Source organism: Okeania sp. SIO1H4 (genome assembly GCF_010672695.1).
Lineage (GTDB): Bacteria > Cyanobacteriota > Cyanobacteriia > Cyanobacteriales > Microcoleaceae > Okeania > Okeania hirsuta.
The window spans coordinates 24,219-50,035 of record NZ_JAAHGB010000055.1 but is presented as its reverse complement, the minus strand read 5'-3'; the positions used below and the strand labels follow the sequence as shown (position 1 = coordinate 50,035).

General features: G+C 37.3%; 20 protein-coding genes. 10 read left to right on the top strand and 10 right to left on the bottom strand.

What is annotated here, in order from left to right; genetic code table 11:
- Positions 1–196: 196 nt before the first annotated feature.
- The 4 genes from F6K06_RS25680 to F6K06_RS25665 form a co-directional block, all read right to left on the bottom strand.
- Positions 197–2,407 (bottom strand): molybdopterin oxidoreductase family protein, encoded by a 2,211-nt coding sequence (locus F6K06_RS25680; RefSeq protein WP_287243478.1) that lies wholly within the window; start codon positions 2,405–2,407, stop codon positions 197–199.
- Between the two features lie 1,100 nt (positions 2,408–3,507).
- On the bottom strand, positions 3,508–5,025 hold the full coding sequence (locus F6K06_RS25675) for an MFS transporter (RefSeq protein ID WP_124144095.1): 1,518 nt from the start codon (positions 5,023–5,025) through the stop codon (positions 3,508–3,510).
- Between the two features lie 335 nt (positions 5,026–5,360).
- Positions 5,361–6,047, bottom strand: a complete 687-nt coding sequence (locus F6K06_RS25670; protein WP_287243480.1) for a hypothetical protein — start codon at positions 6,045–6,047, stop codon at positions 5,361–5,363.
- 149 nt (positions 6,048–6,196) lie between these two features.
- Positions 6,197–7,729: a ferredoxin--nitrite reductase gene (locus tag F6K06_RS25665; RefSeq protein ID WP_124154442.1), complete on the bottom strand. Its 1,533-nt coding sequence runs from the start codon at positions 7,727–7,729 to the stop codon at positions 6,197–6,199.
- A 529-nt stretch (positions 7,730–8,258) separates the two neighbouring features.
- On the opposite strand from F6K06_RS25665, the gene F6K06_RS25660 reads away from it, so the two are divergent.
- Positions 8,259–8,810: a PAS domain S-box protein gene (locus F6K06_RS25660; RefSeq protein WP_124144092.1), complete on the top strand. Its 552-nt coding sequence runs from the start codon at positions 8,259–8,261 to the stop codon at positions 8,808–8,810.
- Between the two features lie 130 nt (positions 8,811–8,940).
- Here the strand turns inward: F6K06_RS25660 and F6K06_RS25655 are convergent, their stop codons facing one another.
- The 3 genes from F6K06_RS25655 to F6K06_RS25645 are packed head-to-tail and all read right to left on the bottom strand — an operon-like array spanning position 8,941 to position 10,345.
- Entirely contained in the window at positions 8,941–9,219 is a 279-nt protein-coding gene (locus F6K06_RS25655) for a transposase (RefSeq protein ID WP_287243482.1), read from the bottom strand.
- A complete protein-coding gene (locus F6K06_RS25650; RefSeq protein ID WP_205127298.1) occupies positions 9,203–9,406 on the bottom strand; it encodes a hypothetical protein in 204 nt (67 codons plus the stop codon). The genes F6K06_RS25655 and F6K06_RS25650 overlap by 17 nt, the downstream gene beginning before the upstream one ends.
- Before the next feature lie 54 nt (positions 9,407–9,460).
- Positions 9,461–10,345: a transposase gene (locus F6K06_RS25645; protein WP_287243484.1), complete on the bottom strand. Its 885-nt coding sequence runs from the start codon at positions 10,343–10,345 to the stop codon at positions 9,461–9,463.
- A gap of 41 nt (positions 10,346–10,386) precedes the next feature.
- Here F6K06_RS25645 and F6K06_RS25640 point away from each other — a divergent pair, with 41 nt between their 5' ends.
- The 6 genes from F6K06_RS25640 to F6K06_RS25620 all read left to right on the top strand — a co-directional run bounded on the left by F6K06_RS25640 (position 10,387) and on the right by F6K06_RS25620 (position 16,290).
- Complete coding sequence (locus F6K06_RS25640) at positions 10,387–10,554, top strand: hypothetical protein (RefSeq protein WP_205127296.1); 168 nt, start codon at positions 10,387–10,389, stop codon at positions 10,552–10,554.
- Positions 10,532–10,717 carry a hypothetical protein gene (locus F6K06_RS25635; RefSeq protein ID WP_205127295.1) on the top strand — a complete coding sequence of 62 codons (186 nt, stop codon included), beginning with the start codon at positions 10,532–10,534 and terminating at the stop codon, positions 10,715–10,717. The genes F6K06_RS25640 and F6K06_RS25635 overlap by 23 nt, the downstream gene beginning before the upstream one ends.
- Positions 10,660–10,854, top strand: coding sequence for an ATP-binding protein (locus tag F6K06_RS34275; RefSeq protein ID WP_205127301.1), 195 nt, complete (start codon positions 10,660–10,662; stop codon positions 10,852–10,854). Before F6K06_RS25635 ends, F6K06_RS34275 begins: the two co-directional genes overlap by 58 nt.
- Positions 10,841–10,987, top strand: a complete 147-nt coding sequence (locus F6K06_RS25630; protein WP_240038859.1) for a hypothetical protein — start codon at positions 10,841–10,843, stop codon at positions 10,985–10,987. Before F6K06_RS34275 ends, F6K06_RS25630 begins: the two co-directional genes overlap by 14 nt.
- A gap of 453 nt (positions 10,988–11,440) precedes the next feature.
- Complete coding sequence (locus tag F6K06_RS25625; protein ID WP_287243487.1) at positions 11,441–14,101, top strand: GGDEF domain-containing response regulator; 2,661 nt, start codon at positions 11,441–11,443, stop codon at positions 14,099–14,101.
- A 773-nt stretch (positions 14,102–14,874) separates the two neighbouring features.
- Positions 14,875–16,290 (top strand): pentapeptide repeat-containing protein, encoded by a 1,416-nt coding sequence (locus F6K06_RS25620; RefSeq protein ID WP_124144090.1) that lies wholly within the window; start codon positions 14,875–14,877, stop codon positions 16,288–16,290.
- Positions 16,291–16,737: 447 nt separating this feature from the next.
- Here the strand turns inward: F6K06_RS25620 and F6K06_RS25615 are convergent, their stop codons facing one another.
- Positions 16,738–18,687: a lipoxygenase family protein gene (locus tag F6K06_RS25615; protein WP_287243489.1), complete on the bottom strand. Its 1,950-nt coding sequence runs from the start codon at positions 18,685–18,687 to the stop codon at positions 16,738–16,740.
- Between the two features lie 497 nt (positions 18,688–19,184).
- Positions 19,185–20,057, bottom strand: coding sequence for an S-methyl-5'-thioadenosine phosphorylase (locus tag F6K06_RS25610; protein WP_287243490.1), 873 nt, complete (start codon positions 20,055–20,057; stop codon positions 19,185–19,187).
- A 917-nt stretch (positions 20,058–20,974) separates the two neighbouring features.
- On the opposite strand from F6K06_RS25610, the gene F6K06_RS25605 reads away from it, so the two are divergent.
- Positions 20,975–21,181, top strand: coding sequence for a hypothetical protein (locus tag F6K06_RS25605; RefSeq protein ID WP_287243491.1), 207 nt, complete (start codon positions 20,975–20,977; stop codon positions 21,179–21,181).
- A gap of 524 nt (positions 21,182–21,705) precedes the next feature.
- Here F6K06_RS25605 and F6K06_RS25600 read toward each other — a convergent pair.
- Complete coding sequence (locus F6K06_RS25600; protein ID WP_287243492.1) at positions 21,706–22,542, bottom strand: Tab2/Atab2 family RNA-binding protein; 837 nt, start codon at positions 22,540–22,542, stop codon at positions 21,706–21,708.
- A 93-nt stretch (positions 22,543–22,635) separates the two neighbouring features.
- Here F6K06_RS25600 and F6K06_RS25595 point away from each other — a divergent pair, with 93 nt between their 5' ends.
- Positions 22,636–23,901 carry a valine--pyruvate transaminase gene (locus F6K06_RS25595; protein ID WP_124144085.1) on the top strand — a complete coding sequence of 422 codons (1,266 nt, stop codon included), beginning with the start codon at positions 22,636–22,638 and terminating at the stop codon, positions 23,899–23,901.
- A gap of 1,251 nt (positions 23,902–25,152) precedes the next feature.
- The gene (locus tag F6K06_RS25590) at positions 25,153–25,632 is read left to right on the top strand and encodes an NC domain-containing protein (RefSeq protein ID WP_124144084.1); all 480 of its coding nucleotides are present in this window, start codon (positions 25,153–25,155) and stop codon (positions 25,630–25,632) included.
- Positions 25,633–25,817: the final 185 nt, after the last annotated feature.

Below are 25,817 nucleotides of genomic sequence, written 5' to 3'. Positions count from 1 at the left end.
CCATTCTCTGTCTACAGTCTTTTTAGCAGATGTGATCAACTGTTTTTGAAGTTCAGCATTAGTGGGCTTCTTTTCTTCTGATTTATACTTTTGTTGGCAGCAAGCTAGGCTATCGTTCCAGACGACGTTGGGTTTTATTCTTCAACCCAACTTACACCTACATCCTCATAACTTCTGACTTGCGCGTAGCGCCATATCACCCCTTCATAGATATCGCTGACGATCTTTCTACAGAATACTCTGATTCCATCAAATCTTCCATAACAGCAGTTTCAAATTTAATTGGCCTCAACTGCACCGCACAAGCTTTTAACTCTGGTTGCCCAGACTCAGGACAAACTTGAGGATGAGTCAAAGCATTTGCCTCTGCTTGATTTGCCCATAGTGCCCCCCAGTGCATCGGCACAAATACAGTGCCTGGAGTAATAGCTTTAGTCACTTTTGCTGGAAATCTTGCTGCACCTCGTCGCGATCGCACCTCTACCCAATCATTTTCCTCAATCTCTAACTTCTGAGCATCCTTCGGATGAATTTCTATAAAAGGCATCGGGTGCATTTTTCTAATTTTATCAATGCGTCCTGTGCGTGTTTGAGTATGCCAATGACCATATAAGCGCCCTGTTGTCAACACAAAAGGATAATCAAAATTTGGTGGTTCTGCTAAACCTTGAGAGTAAAATGTAGCAAACCGTGCCCTGCCATCAGAAGTATTAAATCGGAAATCAGTATACAGACGCTCCTGAGATACTCCACTACTATCAGGGCAAGGCCACTGAATCGGACCTTTTTCCCGTAATTGGTCGTAGGTAATATCAGTTTGGTCGCAAGGGCGATCGCGTGTCAACTCAAGAAATTCAGCTCTCACTGCTTCCGAGTCAGCAAAATCAAACTGATTTGTAAATCCTAAACGGCGACCCACCTCTGCAAAAATTTCCCAATCTGCTTTTGCTTCTCCCAGGGGTTCGCGGAATGCAGTACACAAAGTTACCATTCGCTCCGAGTTTGTCATTGTGCCTGTTTTTTCTCCCCACTGAGCAGCAGGTAACAACAGATGAGCATATTCCGCTGTTTCAGTAGGATAATAAGCATCCTGATAAACAGTAAAAGGCGATCGTAACAAAGCTGCCTTAGTCCGCTCTAAATCTGGCATACTCACCGCTGGATTAGTCGCTGCAATCCACAAACAACCTAATTCTTGACGTTCTAAAGCCGTAATCATCTCCCAAGCAGTACGACCAGGAACAGCAGAAATTTGCCCAGGAGTCAATCCCCATAACTTTTCCAAATCAGCCCGATGTTGGGGATTTTTCACCACCCGATAACCAGGCAAAATATGAGCCAATCCTCCTGCTTCCCTACCACCCATAGCATTGGGTTGACCAGTCAGTGAAAACGGTCCTGCACCCGGTTTACCAATATTACCTGTCATCAAATGCAAATTAATCAGAGTACGGACTTTTGCCGTCCCCTCAGAGGACTGATTCATCCCCATTGACCACAAAGATAACACTTGCTTTGACTGACTCCAATAACGAGCTGCCGTTTCCAAATCATCCAAACGAATACCGCAGTGGCGTGCAACTAGATCGGGTGGGGAGTGACGAATCACATCAGTGTATTCAGGAAAACCAGTCGTACATTCATCAATGAATGTAGGATCGATCGCTCCCCAACGCATGAGTAGATGAGCAATACCGTTAAGTAGATCGATATCCGTACCTGGTCGAATAGCCAAATGCAAATCTGCTACTTCTGCTGTTTTAGTACGACGGGGGTCTACCACGATCATTTTCACTTTCCTATTTTTCTTGTGGTAAACCCGCAGACGATTAAATACAATGGGGTGACATTCAGCTGTATTAGTACCGATTAAAAATGCACAGTCTGTTTTTTCTAAATCGTCGTAGCAACAGGGGGGACCGTCAGAACCAAAACTTTGAATATATCCCGATACTGCCGAAGACATACACAGACGAGAGTTAGCGTCAAAGTTATTAGTTCCCAGACATCCTTTGAGCAATTTCTGAGCTACATAATAATCCTCTGTTTGAAACTGACCAGACCCGTACATACAAATTGCATCTGGTCCTTGGGTGAAGCGTACAGTTTGAATCCGATTAATAATCCGATTAAAAGCTTCCTCCCAAGTAACGCGACGGAAGGGTTCATCTAGAGTATCACGCATCATTGGATATTTGAGGCGACTTTTATCCAATGATTCAGCAACAGTGGCACCTTTTACACAAACTTTGCCTTGACTTGAGGGATGAGAGCGATCGCCCCGCACTTGCCAAATGGGATTACCTTTGCTATCTCGATTTGTTGCTTTTCCAGGAATTGCTGGCGGTAATACATCTAAGCCACAGCCAACTCCACAATAAGGGCAAAGAGTTTTGGTAGGTTCCATAGTTTACTTTAAGAATAATTTTATTGGCAGACGAACAAGTTAAATTCAAGCGAATATCATTTACATTTGGATGTTAAATAATTTAATTTTGTATTCCAGCAGAAGTTATTCTGCTGCTAAACTTTCCCTGATTTTTTGCTATTTATAATTAATATAATATAATACTTAATATCAATATTTAAGTTTTATGATTGTGAATTTAATTTTTGTTTATTATTGAAGACTTTATGAAAAATTATCTGTCACATTGGATACGTTTTAATACAGTTTTAAAATCGTAGGTTTTGTCATTGAACAAAGAGTCACAAAACGTTTACCCTACCTAAATTTTTTCATTGATAAATTTTAGTAAAAACCTTTAGTAAAAACCAAAATTTACTAATTCAGGCTGAAATAATATTATATTCAGTTGAATACCGGTACTTTGATATTCTTTACAGCGAAAATGCCTTCAAAGTTAGTAGGGGCAAGGGAAATACGTTGATCTGGCTAAAAATGGCTCAAACCTAGATATATCAGGAAAAAGGTTTTTTCAATGTAAAACCTAGACTATATAAGGGTTTGATGCTGTTATTAACATATTTTTTGCCAAAGTACCGATACTTATACATAATTAGGAATAGGGAGCATTTTATATTATTTGTCCCCTCTGGGCAGGGTCAATTTATTGTCACACTTAGAAAAATTGATGGGGAGATGGGGAGATGGGGACCCACCCCTAACCCCTTCTAGGAGGGGAATTTGGGGATATGGGGAGATTCTTAATATTTGCACAATTAAATGTATTTCATATCCATATAAATATTCTCTGACGAGAATGAATTAATCCTGCCCCCCTCCAGGGGAGCTACGCTAATAGATAATTACTTATAATAAAGTTTTTGTTTGTAGTTGGGCTTGAGCCTGTGCAATACTTAATATGAGAGCTAGAGCAAAACTACGAACTTGATGATAACTGTTCTACCGTAAGCATAGCTCCCCCGAAGGGGGCACATGATATTAACAGAAAATCAGGACAAGAGTAGGAAAAGTAATAAACCTGCCACATTCCCTAATCAGCAGAGCTTAACTGCAACTAAACTAAATGAAATAAGTGGGCATTAGTCTTCAGCAAACATAGGAACAGATTCTAGATTCACTTTCTCTTCATCCTCTTCATCCTTATGGTGCTCGGCAAATGAACCCTCTGGCTCTTTCAAGAAGAAAGCACACAGGAACGCCACAATTATTGACATTACACCAAGAACTTCAAAGAAAATTCGATTACCAACAGCACCTTCAGGCAACAGACTAAAAGTAGTCAGATAAACCACCGCACCTACGTTACCATAAGCACCAACATTACCAGCAATTTGACCTGTAACTCGGCGCTTAATTAAAGGAACTATAGCAAAAGTAGAACCTTCAGCAGCTTGCACAAAGAAAGAACACATCATAGTAAGTAACACAGCAGCAGGTAGCCACCAACCTCCAGTTACACGACCAAATGTGAGATAACCAATTCCCATCCCTGCGGTCAATACCGTCATTGTCAACTTGCGACTACCAAGTTTGTCTGAAATTAAACCACCACCAGGACGAGATGCCAAGTTCATAAAAGCATAGCTAGCTGCTATCATCCCTGCCACAGCTTTATCCAAGCCAAAAGTATTTTCAAAGAAAGCAGGAAGCATAGAAACTACTGCTAACTCAGAACCAAAGTTAACAAAATAAGTAAGTTCTAAAATTGCTACTTGAGAAAACTGATAGCGGTCAGCAGGAGGATAACGCTTATCACCTGCCATCAACTCTTTATTAGCTGCCCAACAGTTATAAGTTTGGAAACCATACAAACCTAAGAGCAATAGCCAGACAATAGAAAGTTGACCTTGAGATAGGAAACCAACTTTACTCAATCGCCAAGCTAGTAAACAAAGAACTCCTGTTAAAGGAAGATTCATCAAAATTAGGAAGATAAAATCTTTCTGGGTTGTAACTTCTAAACCTGTGGCACGCTTAGGCTTTTTATACACCTTACCAGGAGGAGTATCTTGAACATTGAAGAAATAAAACGCACCATAAAGTGCAGCTATAATACCTGTCAGAGCGATCGATAACCGCCAGTTTAATATCTCACCGCCACTAAAAGTTAACACAGCAGCTACAGTAGGAAGGGTAAAAGCAGAAGCAGCAGAACCAAAGTTACCCCAACCACCATAAATACCTTCTGCCAAACCTATTTCTTTAGGGGGAAACCATTCAGCGACCATGCGGATACCAATAACGAAACCAGCACCAACAATACTCAGTGCCAAACGACTGATAACTAACTGGCTGAAATTCTGTGCAAGGGCAAAGCCTATACAGGGAATAGCTGCATACATTAGTAGCAGCGAATAGGTAATTCTTGGTCCGTATTTATCTAACAACATCCCGATGATAATTCGGGCAGGTACTGTTAGTGCAACGTTACAGATAGCAATAGTTCTGATTTGAGAAGTTTCTAAACCAAAGTCTGCTTTTAATGATGTTGCTAATGGGGCTAAGTTAAACCAAACAACAAATGATAGAAAAAAAGCAAACCAAGTTAAATGGAGTATACGGTAACGGCCCCGAAAAGACCAAAGTTCTGTTAACATATTTTGTTGAATTACAATTATTAAGGCTATATAAGGTTACAAACAAAGATTAATTTCGCTGACAAGTGTAACTAAAAATAATCTGAGGCAGTTATGAAATTTGTGAATTAAATTAGTACCAGAGTGAGGTGTTAGTTTAAAGCGAACAATTAAATTTTTTTCTGATAACATAGTAGGTTGGCAAAAATTATAATTTATGTATTTTGCAGATTTTTCAGCACTTTAGCATCAAAAAGTTTCTTACTTTCATCGCTATCAGTGTAATTTTTAGTTAGTAGTGAATTATATATAAATTTCTACCTAACACCTACTATGTATTACCTCAAACCAAAGACCTATTTGGTTAACCATTGGTTAACTTGAACTACACCATTGGGAGTTAGTAGCACTAAATATTCTGCTGTTGGTTTGTTCTCATCAATAATACTAGAGTTAGCCAATTTGGCTAGAGGAGTTTCCCCAATGTACTCGGAAGCTGCTTTATTTATATGTTCATACTTGGCAACCATTCCTGCAGAGTTAATTGTGACTCGATAGGCTAAATTTTCAGAAAAAGTTGGATATTGTTTCCAAGCTTGGTCGATCTGGTTGTACAGCATTGAGTTTAATTTCTCAAGAGTATTTGAGTCAGTAATAACTTTTGGTGCTGCTTGAGTTTCTGGAACTGCTGCCATAGTTACTTGAGTTTCTATGGATGAAGTTTCTGCAACAGGTACTGTATTAACTGCTGAGACTGACTCGGTAGTATCAACCGCGGAAGAAACAACAGAAGTTGATGGAGCAATAGTAGGTTTTGATGTGGGTGCGCTGGCTACAATAGTAGGAGTATCAGTAGTGGATGTAACAACTATTGTTTCTTCTGCTTCTTGTTCTTGTTGTTGAGCATATTCTGCGAGAGAACTCTGCCAACTATTGACATAAGAACCAGCAAATAGTGTTAACCCGACTACAGACAGAATTTTCAGACCTAGAGACTTTGCAGTTTCGGATGAATTGTTAGAAGCATTAACTGTAGTAGACATTGTTGAGATTCTCCTTAATTGTTATTGTGCTTTGAGTGTAATAAATAAATTTTGGCTGTGAGACTAAATTTGAGAAACGCTATTTAAGCTTCTCCGGTCTTTATTTGTAAGATTTCTGATAGACTTTTGAAACACCCTTGATTGAAAACTTACTTTGGTTTAGCACCAAAATTTTCAATTAGTAAATTTCGTAAAATAGGTTTGAGGTCTTCACAGGGAATACCTTTTTGAACGCAACTGCCTAGTTTAGCATCTTTGCCAACTGTGCCTCCCATGTACAGGTCAACACTATCAACCATTTTGCCATTTTTGCGCGCTTTAGTACCCATTAAACCAATATCTGCAACCTGTGGCTGTCCACAAGAGTTGGGGCAACCAGTCCAGTGAATGCGTACTGGTTTTGGGATGAACAGTTCAGCCTCAACTTCCTTTGCCACTGCTAGGGCGCGACTTTTGGTTTCAATCATAGCAAAGTTACAAAACTGTGCCCCTGTGCATGAAACTACAGCCCGAGTTAATGGTTGAGGATTAATGGAAAATTTTTCTAGGAGTGGTTCCCCAAGGAATGGTTCTATTCTAGACTCAGGAACATTAGGAATAATAACATTTTGTTCCACAGTCAGCCGAATTTCTCCATTGCCATAAACCTCAGCTAGCCGTGCTAGGTCAAACATATTGTCAGCATACAGCCTACCAACCGGAATGTGCAACCCAATATAATTTAATCCTGGTTGTTTTTGTTTGTAAACCCCGATGTGGTCGCGTTTTTCCCAGATAATTTCGTCTTTTGGAGCTTCTGTCTCTAGAATTTGCCCCATTTGTTGCTGAACTTTTGAGCGGAATTCATCTAAACCCCACTCATCTATCAGCCACATTAGCCTTGATTTTTGGCGATTTCCTCGGGAGCCATTATCGCGAAATACTTCTAGAATAGCTCGACAGATGGCAACAACTTGATTTGGTTCTACCCAAGCATTAAGGGGTATAGCTGCTGCACAACGTTTGGCCGAGAAAAAGCCACCAACTAGAACATTAAAGCCAAATTTATCGTTTTTGTAGGCAGGAACAAAAGCAATATCATTTATTTCCGCATGGACAGAATTATCACGGCATCCGGCGATCGCTATATTGAATTTCCGTGGTAAATTGGTAAATTCTGGGTTGCCTTTGCTGTTGCCAGTAATCATGTCTTGGACTTGCTGAACTAACTCGCGGGTATCGTAGAGTTCATCAGCATCTATTCCGGCCACTGGGGAACCTGTGATGTTGCGTACATTATCCATGCCTGATTGAACGGTGGTTAAACCTACTTGTTCAAATCGATGGAAGATGTCTGGGATATCTTCTATCCTAATTCCCCGCAGTTGCAAGTTTTGTCTGGTGGTGATGTCGGCGCTGCCGTCTTCGCCGTACCGTTGGACTATTTCTGCCAAGACTCCCATTTGTTGACTGGTGATGAATCCATTTGGCATCCGCATCCGCAACATAAATTTGCCTGGAGTTACTGGTCGGAAGAATACACCTAACCATTTTAGTCTGTGGTCGCGGTCAGTTTTATCTATTGCTTCCCAGCCAATATTGGCAAATTTTTCTAGTTCTGTTTTCACTGCCAGACCATCTTTTTCTGCTTTAAATTTCTCAAATTTATTTAGTTTTTGTTGGCGTTCTACTGTGCCAGTCATCTATAACTATCCTCATTGGTAGGCAATCTCATAAATTTTCGGAAAATTAACTGTAAGATGCTTGAATTGACCCAATTACTGATTTTTTTGAGCCGACAACTAGAAAATCAAAATGTTTAAAATTTCTGCATCTGTTGTCACCATCTCATGTCAAATTTTTATTAATTTGTTGCTGACTAATGTAAATGAGTTTCAATTAAATATTCGTATTATTTGTTACAAAATATATACTTTTATGAATTTTATGTATTATTTAAATGCATTTATTGCATTTTAGCTGAAAAAGAGATATAGGGATAAAGCCTACTAACTGTTCCATGTTTTTTGTGCTGTAATTCAAGGATGTGGGTCAGCTTAGAAATCTAGAAACTACAAGTCAGTCGTCATTATTAATCAGACAAACAGCGAAATAGCCAAATTGTAAATATACAGAACTTTTTAGGGTGCTCAAGCGCACTTTAATAACAGTGGAAGGAAAGAGCGCGGACATAAAATATCTTTACCCCCAATATCTCCTGGTTGCAACAGATTGCAAGAAAAAGAACAACGCTTCCGTCTAGCTTTTGACGATGCACCTATTGGTATGGATCTGGTATCACTAGATGGAAATTTTTTCGAGGTTAACCATGCTTTGTGCGAAATGATAGGTTACAGTGAAGCTGAATTGATCCAGTTAACTTTCCAAAAAATTACTTATCCTGACGATCTAGCTGTTGACCTTGCCTTTGTGCAGGAACTCTTAGAAGGAAAAAAAAGCAAATATAATATGGAGAAGCGCTATATTAGCAACGAAGGTCATATTGTCTGGATAATTTTGAGTGTTTCTCTAGCAAAAGATCCATCAGACGAACCTCTGTATTTTATTGCTAAAATTCAAAATATTACTCCCCGCAAGCAAAATGAAGCTCAACAGCAAAGACTAATTACTCAGCTAAAAATCAGTAACCAAGAACTAGAAGATTTTCCTTATGTAGCTTCCCACGACTTGCAGGAACCACTACGGAAAATTCAGACCTTTGGCGATCGCCTCAAAGCTAAATATGGGGAAGTGTTGGATGAAAAAGGGCTAGACTATCTATAAAGAATGCAGAGTTCTGCCAACAGGATGCAAATTCTAATTAGGGATTTATTAGACTTCTCACGCATTACGACCAAAGGGCAACCCTATGTACCTGTAACCCTTTCTCAAATATTAGAAGAAGTGTAACTGCCTAGCTAGTAGTAATAGAGGTGAGAAAAAAAGATACATCACCAAGTAAGGCCCTAGTAATAACTTCCAACAAATTCAAACTATGGTTAGAAGCAGTAGAAAGAAAAGAACCGATATTGGCAAATGAAACCGCAAAATCAAAGGAGCGAAAGCCACCTGAATTTTTCTGCTTACACTTGATCATAGGCAAATCACGCTCTGCTTGATGATTGGTAAAGGGAACATCCGGTTCTGTCAGAAACCGTAAAACATCACCCTGAAAATTAGAAAGACGCAACAATTAAGTTATCACCAACACCTCGTTTCACCCGTCCTCGATTACCTTTGCTAGTCAGGGGTGATTCAGAGCAATGAAAACTCAGCCCTCGTTTGATGATTTGCTCATACAATTGAGTCAGACGAGAAACTATATTTTTAGGAATACCCTTGGGATAGCGATGTTTGTAATTACAAGCTAAACGTAACAACTTGTTGATTGACTTAGCCCAAGATTCTTGCTCTATTTCTTCTAGAGCTTTGAGTTATCGAAGATGATAGCCATTATACAAAGCGTGATTAACATCTTGGAGTTGATCATACGGCTTCCAGTGGTCATGGACTACTACACCTTTGATATCAGCCAATATTTCTATGTCTTTACGTTTACCACCAACTCGATACCAGGTTTCTGTTTCAGTTGAAACCACGTGTAACCAATTGGTTTTTCCTCCAATCCTGAATCCCGTCTCGTCTAGATGTTTAACTGATGCTGCTTTGAGTTGGGATGCAATCTCACTGACTACAGGTTCTATGATTTTGGCAAGTGTTTTTGTTGTCTTGGCTATTGTCCCTGGTGTGATTCGACAACCAAACAAATCCCACAGCACTTCACTCAATCTGTCTTCGGGAACAAAATGTTGATGATTTAGATACGCTGCAACTGCTTTAATTCTTACTCCATACTGTACTGGTGCTGTCACAGATTCTGGAAAACTTCCTTGTATCTGTGCCCCACATTCTAGACATTCTTTCACTGCTACTCTGTGTTCTGTGACAATTATTTCTGGCTCTGGTATATCAAATACTTGTCCCTTGATGATTTTTTTGACGGCTACAACCCCCAGTTCACATCCACATCTCTGACATGACCATGGTGTTGGATGTTCTACTATTTCCTTTGGTTCTAATACTTGCTCTAATCTCTGCCCTGGATGACCTTTGTGTCCTGCTGATGGTCGCTTCCCTTTTTCTGTTAAACTTTTTGTCCGTATTTTACTTGACTTTTTGAGTCCATAACTTGATGGTGGCTTTGAACTTGTTTGACTATCTAACCCCAAACGCCTCTCTAGCTCTGCTATCCTTTCGGGCAGTGCCAGATGTTCTTTCTCTAGGCTCTTGATTTTTTGATCTTTTTCTTCTGGACTCATAGTTCAAAAATACCATATTTTTTCCCTCATGTGAATATTCCTTGCTTTCCTACCTGGGCAGTTACGAAGAAGTTATTGAGGACTTAGAGAACCGCATTGAACAAACAAAAGCTCAGGTGGAAATAGAAGAATTACTTACTATTCAGGCCGACTCGATACAAATGCGACAATTTTTCCAAAACTTAATTGGCAATTCACTTAGAATTTAATATACCAGAAAATCACCCCATTGTCAAGGTAGAAGCAATTTTACAGTCGGAAACTAATCAAGTTCAAATTATGGTATCCGACAATGGAATTGGTTTTGAGGAAAAATATTTATACCTTTCCAACGCCTGCATAGCAAGCAAAAATATCAAGGCACTGGTATAGGACTGGCAATATGTCGTAAAATAATAGAAATACACAATGGTAATATTACTGCTCGTAGTATCCCTAATCAAGGAACTACTTTTGTGATTACTTTGCCTATTGAACAAAGTTTAGATAAGCAAAATGAGCATATCTAAGTTGAATAAAACACCAGTACCAATTCTCATGGCTGAAGATGATGAGGACGATCGTCTCTTGGCAATGGAAGCTTTTGAGGAAAGTAAATTACTTAATAAATTATATATTGTTGAGGATGGGGAAGAATTATGAGATTTTTTATATCATCGAGGTGCTTATACAGATATCACAACTTCACCTCAGCCAGGAATAATTTTTTAGACTTATATATGCCAAAATAAAGATGGCAGAGAAGCTCTCAAAGAAATTAAAGCTGACCCTAATTTACGTTTAATTCCTATTGTAGTTTTAACTACTTCTAAAGCAAAAGATATCTATACTTATTATCAATTAGGAATTAGTTCATTTATTGTCAAGCCAGTAACATTTGAGGGATTAATAGCAGTCATTCAAGGTTTGAGTAGATATTGGTTTGAAATTGTTGAACTCCCTGCTCGAAAATATTGAATCTGCTGGAGCAATTTTTCCGCCTAGTATTTCCTGGGAAAATTATATGTATTATAAATTGCTTTATGTTGGCTATAATGACAATTGTCTACCTGAATATAACGATAATTCAGAGTATATAAATTCAAGCAGATTTTTATGCAAAAATACACTATTAATCTTCTCTTAATAGAAGATAATAAAGATGATTTTATTGCCATCGATGACATCTTGTCAAAAGTAGAGTCATCAAACATATCCCTGGATTGGAAAAATACTTATGAAGAGGGATTAGCTGCAATAGAAACAGGAGAATATGACGTTTGTTTGCTTGACTATCGTTTAGGAGAAAAAGACGGGATAGAATTACTCAAAACAGCAATAGAACTTAATTGTCAGACACCAATTATATTCATCACAGGTCAAGGCGATCGAGAATTAGACCTACTGGCGATGAAAATTGGAGCAGCAGATTATTTGAATAAATTAGAAATTCGAGAATATACATTAGAGCGAGTAATTCGTTATACAATTGAAAGAAATAAAAATTTAATTGCCCTCCAAGAAAGTCAAGCAAAACTACAAGAAGCACAAAAAATTCCTCATTTAGGTAACTGGGAATTCAACCTAAAAACACAGAAAATAACTTGGTCTGATGAAGTATTTCGGATTTTTGGTCTGAGTGGGACTCAAAAGTCACTAACTTATGCAGAATTCCTCCAAATGTTCGTTCCCGAAAGTAGAAAGTTGTGGGAGGAAAATATGGCTTTAATATTAGAGAAAACACAAAAATGTGAATGTGAATATGAAATAATTCGCCCGGACGGAACACTGAGATATCTTTATACAAAGACGACTTTAATCACAAATAGTAACTTAGAATCAATCGGCATATTTGGCACAATTCTAGATATTACAAAGCGCCAACTGGCCGAATTAGAAGTCAAAAAAATCAGAAAACAAGAGCATTTATTAAGTCTGGTGATTGACAGAATTCATCAATCTTTAAACTTAGAGGAAATATTAGAAACGACAGTAGAGTCGGTGCGAGAGTTTTTGCAGTGCGACCGGGTACTAATTTACCGTTTCTTACCAAATGGTCATGGTGTGGTAGAAAAAGAATCTTTAGCACCAAATTGTCTTTCACTGTTAGGAATGACAATAGTCGATCCATGTTTTCGCAACAGCAATATTTTAGAACGTTACAAACAAGGATATTTTAGTATTATTCATAATATTAATCAATCGGGGATGCAACAATGTCATATTGATATGCTCAGGGAACTTCAGGTGAAAGCAAATATAGTGCTACCTATCCTAATTACAAACGAAACTAAAAACAAAAATCATACTGACAACTCAGAAATTAATGTCTGGGGATTATTAATAGCTCATCATTGTCGAGAAAATAGACAGTGGGAAATATCGGAAACCGATTTATTAAGACGCTTGGCAGCTCAGACAGCGATCACTATTCAACAAGCTCAACTTTATCAACGCTTAGAAAAACTTAATCAAGAATTAGAAGCAATTGCATATATTGATGATTTAACAGGAGTGTTTAACCGTCGTCATTTTGAGCAAAAATTTAAACAAGAATGGAAAAGGTTGGCGCGAGAACAAGGTCTCATCTCAATTATTATGTTAGATATAGACTACTTTAAACCTTATAACGATACCTACGGCCATCAACAGGGAGATAAATGTTTGCAACAAGTAGCTAAAGCTATTCAAACGACAGTGAAACGCCCTGGAGATTTTGTCGCCCGATATGGTGGAGAAGAGTTTGTAGTTGTGTTGCCAAATACTCCCATGGAAGGAGCACTTAAGGTGGCAGAAAATATCAGAACAGAAATTGAAGCTTTAAAAATTCCTCATCAAGCTTCAGCAACAAGTCAGTGGGTGACAAGTAGCTTAGGAGTTGCAGATACTAATTGCTCAAAAACATCTAATCCAGAGAGATTGCTAAAAGCAGCAGATACAGCTCTCTACAATGCTAAAACTTCTGGCAGAAACCGCATAGGGATTTATTATATATCCATGGAAAGTCTAGAGAAACAACAGCAAGAAATTAATTTAGTTACACAACTACGAGATGCTTTAAGAGAAAACGGTTTTTATCTGTTTTCACAAGCAATTGTCCCATTGCATGAAGGTGTACAAGCAAGACTTTATGAAGTTTTGCTTAGATTTAGATATCCTTCAGGTAAAATTGTTTCACCAGCTACTTTCCTACCAGTAGCGGAGCGCTATCATCTAATGCCAATAATTGACCGTTGGGTCGTAAAAAATCTACTATATTTCATGTCTTTGCATAAAATTGATAATTCACACCGAGATTGTATTTTTACTGTTAATCTTTCTGGTGCTAGCATCAACGATAGCCATTTTTTAGAATTTATCGAACATCAATTTGCCTGTTTTGAAGTGCCTCCCCAAAAAATTTGTTTTGAGATTACTGAGACCATAGCTATTACTAATTTAGATAAAGCAGCAAAATTTATTCAGTCTCTCAAACAAGTTGGTTGTAGTTTTGCTTTAGATGATTTTGGCAAAGGAATGTCTTCTTTTTCTGATCTCACAAACTTGCCAGTAGATTATCTCAAGATTAACGGGATGTTTATTAAGAAGATGGAAAAAGATACTGTCACTCAAGCAATAGTAGAAGGTATTCATCATATTGGCAGGGCAATGAATTTAAAAGTAATAGCTGAATATATAGAAACAGAGTCAATTCTCAACAAAGTCAATAGTTTAGGAATAGATTATGGTCAAGGCTTTTATCTTGACAAACCCAGCGCACTTTTGTTTTCTGTTTAAGAACTATTCAAGAATGATAAAAATTAGTTTTTCAGTTTGGTGTTCAAAGGAATTTATTTATAGAACCCATTTGGAATATTAGCCCGCGGTATGTGCTTTTGGCTGCCGTCCGACCCGAAGACCGAATCAGGTGGAACATTTTTTTAGACCGAATGGCAGCGGATTTGATATAATATCAAATACGTTTAATACCAATTTGATAAATGTTTGCTACAAATAGTTAGCCTATTTCTTAAGAGTCAGGAGTCAGAATGAATTGCTTCAATATACTTAAGGTAAAGTATAACAATAAATACTACTTATTGCAATAATTGTGACACGAACACTTTAACCAGAGCTTGTTGATTAAGTCTAAAACCTTGATATGTAGATGCTTTAGCCTTTTTTCACAACAAAAAGTGCAAGCTTATAGAGGCGAAAAGCTCAAAATGTGAAGATATTCAACAGACAAAGGCGAAAAAAATTCCGATAACTTTTCCTTCTAAATACTCTGTAATTATCATGTATACTGGCTTATAAATTCCGATTGCTAACTTCTTAACACCTGAATCTTGACTTCTACTTTCACCAAAATACTTTTTCAGTAAAGCCTAACTATTGTATTTTATCAAGATTTCTGCTATTGAATTACCAATATAAGCACCTCTTCCAAAAAATAGAAAATTAAAGCATAGTTCTCAGGGGACGAGGGTTTGAAGGATGAAAGTAGTCTTTTAGACTTTAGCTAAATTAGAAAAAAAGTAGTATAAAAATGAGAATAAGGAAAAAATACTATGAGTAAGCAACATTGGTTAGATATAAGTGAATATGTCTGCCTAGCAGGTTCAGTTTTAGGAACCATTGCTTCAGTTACTTCTGGACAGGCAATATACACAGCAGCACCTTTGACTTTGGCCTTGTCTGCAAGTGTAGCTAATAGAAAGCGGCTAGATAAATTGCAACAACAAGAACAAAGAGTGGCGCTTACAGATATTCAGAAAACCTTCTTAGAAGATGTGGATAGAGTTGATAGTCAGACATTTAAGTTGCAAGAAAAACTGAATCTTCAAACTGAGGACCAAGAAAAGAAATTAGAAGTAATAACAGAACAGCTGAATCAAAAATTAGTAGCTGAAAGGGAAACCTTAGAGCAGCAAACTCAGCAACAAAGGCATAAATTACAAGAAGCTATAGAGTCAATACCAACTGAACTACAACAACTCATTCAACGTTTAGAACCATTAGAACGTCAGCAGAAAGAAATAATCAGTCAACGCTTACCTTGGGCAGTTTCAGCCATTGAGGAGTTACAAGATAGAGCTGCTGCCATAGCACCCTTAGAAAGTAAATTTGGTCATATTAGTAGAAATCTGCAAATTTTGAATAATCGTGTTGAGAGTCTGCCTCAACCAGAGTTTTTTGGTAAAATTGAAACAGCTATTACTTCAGTACAAAAGCGACTTGATTTGAATCCTGTCAATTTTCAAGGTGCAGTGCTAACAGATGCAGATTTCAGTGGTATTTATCTCAAAAATGCAAAACTAATAGATGCTAACCTCAGTGGTATTAACTTGGGTGGTGCTTGTTTAAATAATGCCAATCTTACAGATGTTAACCTCAGCAACGCTAATTTAATAGGTGCAGATTTGGCAGTTGCTAATCTAGCCTATGCAAATTTGAATCATGCTGAACTTGGTCAAGTTGATTTGTCTGGTGCTAACCTCAGTGGAGTAGATTTATCCTCAGCTAACCTCAGTGGTGTTAATCTTTCGTCTGCGAATCTCACAGATGCAGATTTAAGTAATGCTAACCTCAGTGGTGCAAACCTAACTCACGCTAACCTCAGTGGAGTTATTCTCAGTGATGCAGATTTAAGTAATGCTAACCTAACTAATGCTAACTTGTCTCATGCAGGGTTAAATAATACTAATCTCAGTCATGCAAATCTTTGTGCTGCACAATTGTGGTGTGCTGATATAAGTGATGCTGACTTAACTGGTACATTCATAGATCAAAACACTAAATTAGACAAAGAAACTCAAGAGAAATTGCAAAGAGCAAGTCATAAAACAAAGAATCAAAATCTTCGTAGTTATGGCACGAAAGTAACTAATATTAATCATAATGGCGTTCATCTGATGGGTCCTAATTTTTTGGAAGGAAAATCAAATGATAGCATTGTTCAACCTTCAATTATTGATACAAAGTGAGTCCTCCGATATCATCTCTCTTTGAATAACCACAATCAGAAATTTAGGGAGTAGGGAACAGGGATAATTCGTGATCAAAAACCTTCTCCCTTTAAATCTTTAAGCGTTGAAATTTTACTATTCCCTATTCCCTTTTCAGAGCTTCCTACTGACCAATGTTAAATTAATTTTGCACAGGTACTTATAATCTTTAGACATCTCCAATAATAAAACATAAAATCAATTATCCCACTCTTACTCATCAATTATTTCTCCCTACTCCCTGCTCCCTACTCCCTACTCCCTCTTTTGGAGGAGATGTCTTTTATATCATGTCCGGTTGAATAGTGATAAATAAATAACTACGGAGCAGTCAGGAGTCAGGAGTCAGGAGTCAGGAGGGAAGAAAGAAGAAGAACAGGAGAAGAAGGAGAGAGTTTTCTTATCACTAATTATCCGGATATGATATTAGATATTAATACTCTGGGGAATTTGAGAAGGCAGCAAATACCTATACTGTGGGCGATTAAAATTGCGCTGCTCAATAGTTGCTTCAACCTGGTTCAGATTTTCCTGAAACTTCTCCAGTAGAGGTTTCACCTTGGAATCAGTAAAATGATTTTTTGAATACTCACCCAGTTTCGTGTAATAGACAGACCCCAGTAAATATGTGAGATTCAGTTGTCCTTGTGCCTGCTCTAGAGGTGGCAGCAGATCCAAATAATCTTGCTCGCTTACTTCACCTTTGAGAATTGAACTAGGCAAATAACCAGCTAATGGAACCGCCGGAGCATAAGACATTATATCTTTCTGGGGAAAATTAACAGCAGCGTGTTGAGCACTAGCAGTAAAAATAATTAACGTCACAGCATTAATCAAATACTCTAGTGTCCTAATACCTCCATCCTCACCAAAATCAGGTACACGAGCACCATCAAAAGCCATAACTTCACCTGCCCAAGCTTGTAGTCGCCGATCTGCCTGAACTTCTTCATCTCTGGAATAATAAAGACTCAGATAATCTGAAACCCATTGATGAATAGCATCCCACAGCAACAGAGCATCATCGCGATAAGGATAAACAGGAAGTAAATTAGAATCGTCAACGCCCCGCTGCTTCAGTTGCTCCGGTAACATAGCTCCATTAAAACCATAACTCTGTAACCCTAACACCGCCAAAACACGAGCGTTATCAATAGTAGATGACAGTAAACTATCAACTCCACCCTTGGGAGCAATTAAAATTCCCTGAGCACCATCGTTAATTGCTAAAGTACCTTCAAAGTGAGGACGCAACAGCAGACTTAAGCAATGATTTTGGGGGAGTTGGCGATGGGTAGGTGGAATAAATGATCCCACAAATAAATGAGTTCTCCCTAAATGACTGACTGCCTCGTGAAAGTTAGCATCTACTATCTCTACAACTGTTTTAGCAAATAACCAAGCATACTTAGAAGAGTTGGGGGTAAAGATGGGGTTATCTGCTCCTGGAGTTTGACCGCATTGAATAGCTACAGGACGTAATTTACGGTTTGGGTCTGAACCTTTTGGCACTGCGAATAAAGCTAGAGGAGCATAAATATACTTTTGGTATTTATTAGGATAAGTACCATTAAGAGCACCTGCCAAAATTTTATAGTCTGCTAGATAGAGTCGCCCTTCTTTTCCTGCTGCTGCTAATGAATCATCATTACCCATAACTTCCTGATATTGAGTCTCCGTCACCGGAAAACGTTCGTCAAGACTTGATACCTGCTCAATCATTAGGGGGTTATAACCTGCTACTCGCATATAAGCAAACACTTCATCTTCTTCAAAAGTATAAGCGATGCTTGGTATACCTCCTGTTTCTGGAAATAGCTCTTTATAGGAGAAGAGCTTTTGATAATCTTCAAGACTGGTTGCATGACCTTCTGGACTTCCTTCCTTTAATACTTTTACAGCTTCCTCCAAAATATCTTTAAGTACTGACAGACCATTTTCCCTGAGGATGGAAACAAACAGGTCATCTATTTCATGAAAATCGTCAGGTATTCCTTGACTCAACAATTGTTGAGTTAATAATAATTGTTGATTCAACAATAATTGGAAAAAAAATGGTATGATTTTATTATCCTCTCCAATTTTTATTGATTTTATTTGCTTATAGATTACTTCTAAGATATATTTAATTACATCGTCTCTTACCCCCTTATTTCCTTGGTTTCCTCGGTTTGTAATTACGATATTCACAAATAGAAGACGTATACTCTTTACCAATAATAAAAACCATTCTTTAGAAGGTTTTTCTCGTTCTGGTAATTCATTCACCATTGCCACAGGAGGAATGTGGTTATAGTTATATTGATATTCTTGTTTGGCTACTTCTAAATTATGATTTACTGATGAACTTGTGGTATCCGTCGGACAGTTAGTCATGTTTAATAAATGCCTTTTGGTAGAAATTAGGTATAGTTTATCAAAAAAGAAGTCAGGAGTTAGGACTCAGTAGCAAATAAAGATTCTGCTTCCGATAATACCATTAGAAGTAAATTTCTCACAATAATTCTGACTCCTAACCCCTCCCTTCAAAATTAGGTAGTAGTCTACAAGTAGTGATGTTTGCTCGAAAAAGTCAAGTAGTCTGAAAAACTATTCCTTGAAAACCTCTAATATCAAATCCGGTTAAACAACTCACTATCAATTGAGTAGTCGTAGGGGCAATTCGCGAATCGCCCCTACATTAGAAGATACTAAACCTATACATTCTACTATTGTCAAGAATTTAACACTCAACTGCCTACACACCTCATGTATAACCCTCTAGATGCTTAGATTGTTTGTGCAATTAAACGGACATGATATAAATTAGGGATATTTTCTGTTCCCTGTTCCCTTTCTCTACATAAAATCCATATATACAGGACTACCCAAAATTAAATATATTTCTGCAATAATAATCCCAACTTTTCTTTAGTTGTAGCAGGTACTTTATCCAAAGGAGTCAAAATAGCATTTTTCAACGCTGAATGAGAATCAGAAACAAACTGATTTTGACTCAATCTCCGGACAGTTTCCTGAATAACTTTTTGAGCATTCTCCCCATTCTTCTTTACATTATTAACCACCATTTCTATAGTTACGCTTTCATGTTCTTCATGCCAACAATCATAATCTGTAGACAGAGCTAAAGTTGCATAAGCTATTTCTGCTTCTCTTGCCAACTTTGCTTCTGGTAAATTTGTCATCCCAATAACTGTTGCGCCCCAACTACGATATAAATTTGATTCTGCTTTGGTAGAAAAAGCAGGTCCCTCCATACATAAATAAGTGCCACTACGATGCACATTTATATCCGATAAATTCAAACTTTCCGCAGCATCTGCCAGCATTTTTGCTAGTTGAGGACAAGTAGGATTTTCAAAAGTAATGTGCCCTGCTATTCCTTCACCGAAAAAAGTAGATATCCGACCTTTTGTCCGGTCAATGAACTGGTCTACTACTACTAAGTCTAGTGGTTTAACTTCTTCTTTGAGAGAACCAACTGCAGAAGCAGAGATTAAATATTCCACACCCAGACTTTTCATACCATAGATATTGGCGCGAAATGGTAATTCAGATGGTAATAAAGCGTGATTACGATCGTGTCTGGGGAGAAATGCTACTCGTGTTCCTTCCAAAGTACCAACAATAAAAGCATCAGAGGGAGACCCGAAGGGGGTATCTACCCGTATCTCCTCCACATCTGTGAGTGCCTCCATTTTGTACAAACCACTGCCGCCAATAATTCCTATTTTTACTTTGGTCATCCTGAGATTAGCTAATATGTTTAATTTCTCAGGTATTCTACCGAATTTCTGGTGAAATAATTTTGGATTGTATCCGTTTAAATACTGATGGAAGAAAGTAACCGATAATGCTGTTTACGGGGACTCTCACCCCACCAACGGCATTAATACCGCAGGTGATAGTGGGGTGAGTTATTAAACCCATTACAGACTAAAGATAAATAACTAGCAATACGCCACTATAGAGAAGAGGGCACAGAGTCAAGTAAGTGTTTATGACTAATACATAAGCATTAGACATACTATATATCTAAGTATTTTTAATCACCGAATGTATAAAAAAAAATTACTTTTTTCAAAATCTTCAATATTTATGCTTATATCATGTTCCCCCTCCGGGGGAGCTACGCTAATGGTTGAATACTTATAAATGACTGTTGTGAGTCCTCAGGAGTCAGGAGTCAGGAGTCAGGAGGAAATATTGGAGAAAAAGAACAAATATTGGTATTGGGGGTATTGATAATTTAAGTATTTATTTGGTACTGTCGATACCCGGAGTCCTTAAATTTTATTATAACTGACCCGTCCGAACATGATATTACTCCCTTTCCCCTAGAAGATTACCTATAATGTAATCATAAAGACTACATTAATATAATTCGGGTTGTATCATGGTCACGCTTTCACAAAATAGAACATTTCGACTAAGGTAATCTTCTGGTGGGAAGGGGGTAATCTTAACCAAATTTTCATAAAACAAACTATACTTTAATCGTATTGTAGGAAAATAAGAATTTATCAATTTTGTCTCGTGCCCTTTTTTGATACTCCTACCTAATTATCCTACCCAGATATTTTTTCAATTTTCTGTTCTGCAGGTAGCCAGTATTTTAGGAATATTTCTCTTTTATTGGACAATTATCTGATTTTTTAGAAAAATGAACAAATCTCAAGCTAAAGCTAGAACAACTTCCCTAGAATTAGTTGTCAGTAATATTTTTGTCGCTCGTAAAATTTCGGCTAGCGATCGCCAGTTTTTAAGAATGGCGTTATTTTCACCTCATTCTTTAAGTACCACAGAACAAAAACATATTAAACAGGTTTATGAAGAATTAATTGCTGGACGAATTAGTATTGTCAAATAGTGGGATTTAGTGAACTGTTTAAAATATCTCTGAATTATGACTTTTGAATATTACTTCAGAGTCTAGAGTCAATTTAATGATGATTTTCTTCTAATCCCTCATGATCTATCCATAAAATCTACCTGATTTATACTCAGGAGTTCAGACATTAAGTTTTGGTACAAATCTGGGCTGTAGTAGTTATATCATATTCACCTGAATACTTATAAATTAAGTGAGCAAGAATCGGGAGGAATAGAGATATTTGCCGTTGATAGTGAGAGGGTCAGTTTTTTTCAAGTGCGCTATTAAATGGACATGATATTACTTAATTTTTCCTAAAATTAGTTTTAATAGACTTGCCTACGGTTACAACCTATACAGATAAAAAATTGGAAAACCTTTAATTGTATTTCCTACCTTGGTCGTGGGTTATAGCAGTCACCATTACTATATTTGAAATATCAAAAGCTTAAAACTCTGACAACACAATATTTTTCGTTCTTACTTCTTCATTCTTGCTTCTGATATAAATTAATTGTTTTCTACTGTAAAAGCCAAAATCCACTATAAGTCATGCCAGAATCATCTGGTTGTACTAACAGAAAATGTAACCCCTGACTCTGTTGTTTTCTCTCTTCATAAACTTGAGCTGCTAATGACACTTCTCGGTCTGAAAAAGTAGCAACTACCCATCGATCTACTAATCCCGCCTCTAAAATTAACCCATCAGGATCACCAGAAATATACTTTAAAAAGTATGGTTGCGCTGCTTCTAACCATTTAGCTAATCTCATAGACTGACGACCTCCGTCTATAACAACTCCTGGTATAGGAAGTGTTGAAGACAATCCTAAATTTAAGGGTAAAAGAAATTCAGGTACTGACAAAATAGGAATTGGGCGCTCAATAATATCCTTAATATTACCCGCAGGTAATGTCGCAAATCTCCAGCGATCGCCCCAAAGATTTTCAGCTAATGGTACGGGTGGAGGAGAATCTAATTTTAAGGGATCGTAAGATTCCCCAGTATATGTTTCCATCCTCTGATATTGTTGCGCCCTATCTAGTAACCATTGTTTTAAAGCAGTAGTATGTCTAGTCGCTTCCACTTTTACCCCCAAAATTTGAGCTGCAGTTTCAATTAAACCCAAAGATTGAGGTCGAAATACTTGAATTGTACTTGGTAAATCCTGGCCTTGACCCACTTTTTGTAGTTGCTCCACTAGCCAATTGGCATTAACTTCTGACTGGGGACAAATAGCAGTAAATTCTAAGCTACGAGTGGGAGTACAAATTAATAATTCCCATAACTGTTGGCCTTGTTGATCCTTGAGTGGACGGCGATAATAATCTGCTTGCCAAATAGTTCTATTATTCATTTATTTTTGGAGTAAAGAAGGAAAATTGCCTGGTTGAATTACTCTTGGCTACAATTAAAAAATTGTCAATCTATTTATATTTGATTAGATGCTATGGTTAATCCTGCCCTGAGTGAATTTGGTGCAACTATGTCCCGCCTCACAGGTGTGCGGGCAATTATGGCAGATATTATTGCTACCCTACGAGCAGGCCAGGGTCAGGAGTTTCTCAACTTTAGTTCAGGAAATCCCCTGGTTTTGCCAGAAGTAGAAAAGTTGTGGCGGGATTGTACCACAAAATTATTGGCAAGTCCAGAATATGGGGAAGTTGTGGGGCGTTACGGTTCATCTCAGGGTTATCAACCGTTGATTGATGCAGTTATTAATGATTTTAACCGTCGCTATGGACTTAATTTAAGCGATCGCAATATTTTAATTACTCCTGGTTCTCAGTCTATATATTTCTATGCTGCTAATGCTTTTGGTGGATATACTAGCAGCCAAACTCTGAAAAAAATTGTTCTACCTCTGAGTCCAGATTATACAGGTTATGGGGGAGTGAGTTTAGTGCCAGATGCGGTGGTCGCTTATAAACCGACTCTGGAAATAGATGCTGAATCTCATCGCTTCAAATATTGTCCAGATTTTAGTCAGTTGGTCATTGATGAAAATACTGGCTGTGTCATTTTCTCACGCCCCTGTAATCCGACTGGTAATGTGATTAGTGCTGATGAGGTGAAGAAAATTGCAGATCGGGCCGCTGTTTATGATGTGCCAGTATTTGTGGATGCTGCTTATGCTCCTCCATATCCAGGATTAAATTTTGTGGAGATGGAGCCAATATTTGGGGACAATATCTGTCATTGTATGAGTTTATCGAAGGCTGGACTTCCTGGAGAAAGAATTGGTATTGCCATTGGGGACGAACGAATAATTGAGGTTTTGCAGGCTTTCCAGACTAATATGTGTATTCATTCTCCTCGTTATGGACAAGCGATCGCTACTTATGCAATTAATTCTGGGGCCTTGGCAGAAATTTCTACTGAAGTAATTCGGCCTTTTTACAAAAATAAGTTTTCAATTTTAGAATCAACTTTATCAAAAGCTTTACCAAAAAATTTGCCCTGGTTTCTCCATCGTTTTGAGGGAGCAATTTTTGCTTGGTTATGGTTGAAAGATTTACCGATGACTGACTGGGAGCTTTATCAAAAGTTGAAGGAGGTGGGGGTTATTGTGGTACCTGGGAGTTCTTTTTTCCCTGGTTTACGGGAAGAATGGCCTCATAAACAGGAGTGTATTCGGATTAGTTTAACTGCTTCTGATGAGGATATTCAAGAGGGAATGGAGCGTTTAGCTAAGATGGTGATTTCTATTTTTTAAAGCACGTCTACTAACCTTATTTAATATAGCTATTATCCAAGTTAGAGTTAACAATAATTTTGCAGTTGGAGAGATTATTTATAGTAGTCTGACTATTGTTGATAAGATTTACTTGGAAGTTTCTATAATGTAAGCATTCAGCTATCAGCTATTAGCTATTAATTCATTGCCTTTAGATCGTTGATTAATTGATAATTGATCATGGGTAATTGATAATTACCTCGGGTTTTAACCGTTACCGAATTGAATATAAGGAAATATCCTAGCACTTTTTTTTCCCTTAAAAGGAGAGGGTTCAAGGCGCGAATTATTTAATTATTAAGTAAGCATTCAGCGGTCAGCTATCAGCTATGAGTTATTCACTCATTATCTTGGAAGGAGGAATTAGTATTTAAGGAGTGAAATATGTTTGCGCAGCATTCCGCAGGAAATGAAATAGTCCTTTCAACTAACCTTGGTCATTACTTGATTATTTATTTCATTTCAAAAGCTGATAACTGAATGCTAATAGTTGAATGCTTAATTATTTTACTTGATTATTTATTTCAAAAGCTCAGGACTTACCTATAACCACCGTATATAGCAAACGGCCGTTTGCCCCTACAGATGGTGTATAATTTCGTATTTTGCGTAAGTCCTGAAGCTGATGGCTGAATGCTTACATTATTAATTATTAATTATTCGGTAATTAGTATTGAGAGATTTAAAGAGAATTAAAAGTATTGAAAAAAACTGCCCTCGAACGCGATAAGTCTATATTCATTCTATTTCCTAGTCCCTAAAATTATCAATATATGTACTTTCTCAAGTAGGAAACTTTTGTATAAGTTTGTTAAACACATTAAGCAAGTTGTCATAGTATAAACTTAAAAAAATACATACAGCAGTTTCCGAAGCTATGAGGTAGAGTTGTTTTGATTCTTTTGTGTTCCCTGTTCCCTATTCCTTGTTCCCTCTTAAGCAAGTTGTCATAGTATAAACTTAAAAAAATACATACAGCAATTTCCGAAGCTATGAGGTAGAGTTGTTTTGATTCTTTTGTGTTCCCTGTTCCCTATTCCTTGTTCCCTCTTAAGCAAGTTGTCATAGTATAAACTTAAAAAAATACATACAGCAATTTCCGAAGCTATGAGGTAGAGTTGTTTTGATTCTTTTGTGTTCCCTGTTCCCTATTCCTTGTTCCCTCAAACCTAAAATTTTGTACTTCATAAAAACGGTAAAAGCTTTATAAATAAAAGGAGTATAAAACGTATGAATTCCTCAATTTATAGTATTGCAATTGAATCCACTGCTGGAATTGCTAGACATTATTTTATTTCGTCTGACGGAACATTTGAAAATTCAATTGGATGGGGTCCTCTAGGAATTGAATATCAAGGAAAAGAGGCAGAATTAACAGTTGAACAAGAACAACGAGCTTGTGAATATTTACACAAATTTGGCAAGTACAATATTCATACTAATAATTGTGAAATGTTTGCTTGGTATGTGATTACTGGAAGACATTATTCTAGGCAAACTCAAGAAAAAATTCATACTGCAATTGGAGCTAAAATGGTTTCTCTTATACAACCTGTTTTGACAGCTAGAGAAATAGTTAATTATCAGTATGAACAAGCAATAGTTTGTAAATTTAATGAAGACCTGGAAAAAGCAAAACTTGCTCGCTTAAAATCAGAGCAAACTATGCGTGATGATTTTTGGAAAAAAAGAGATGCCAAGGAAAATTAGATTTGAGAATAAGTTAATTTCCTAAAGCTGATAGCTGACCGCTGAATGCTTAGATGCTAAGATAAATAAATATCCTACAGATAGAAAAAACACTATTTAAAAATGATAACTGTCAAATAAGCAAGAGAAAAAGCAATATCTTTTCTTAGTAACCAAGGACTTGAAAGAGAATTTATTGAAAATGC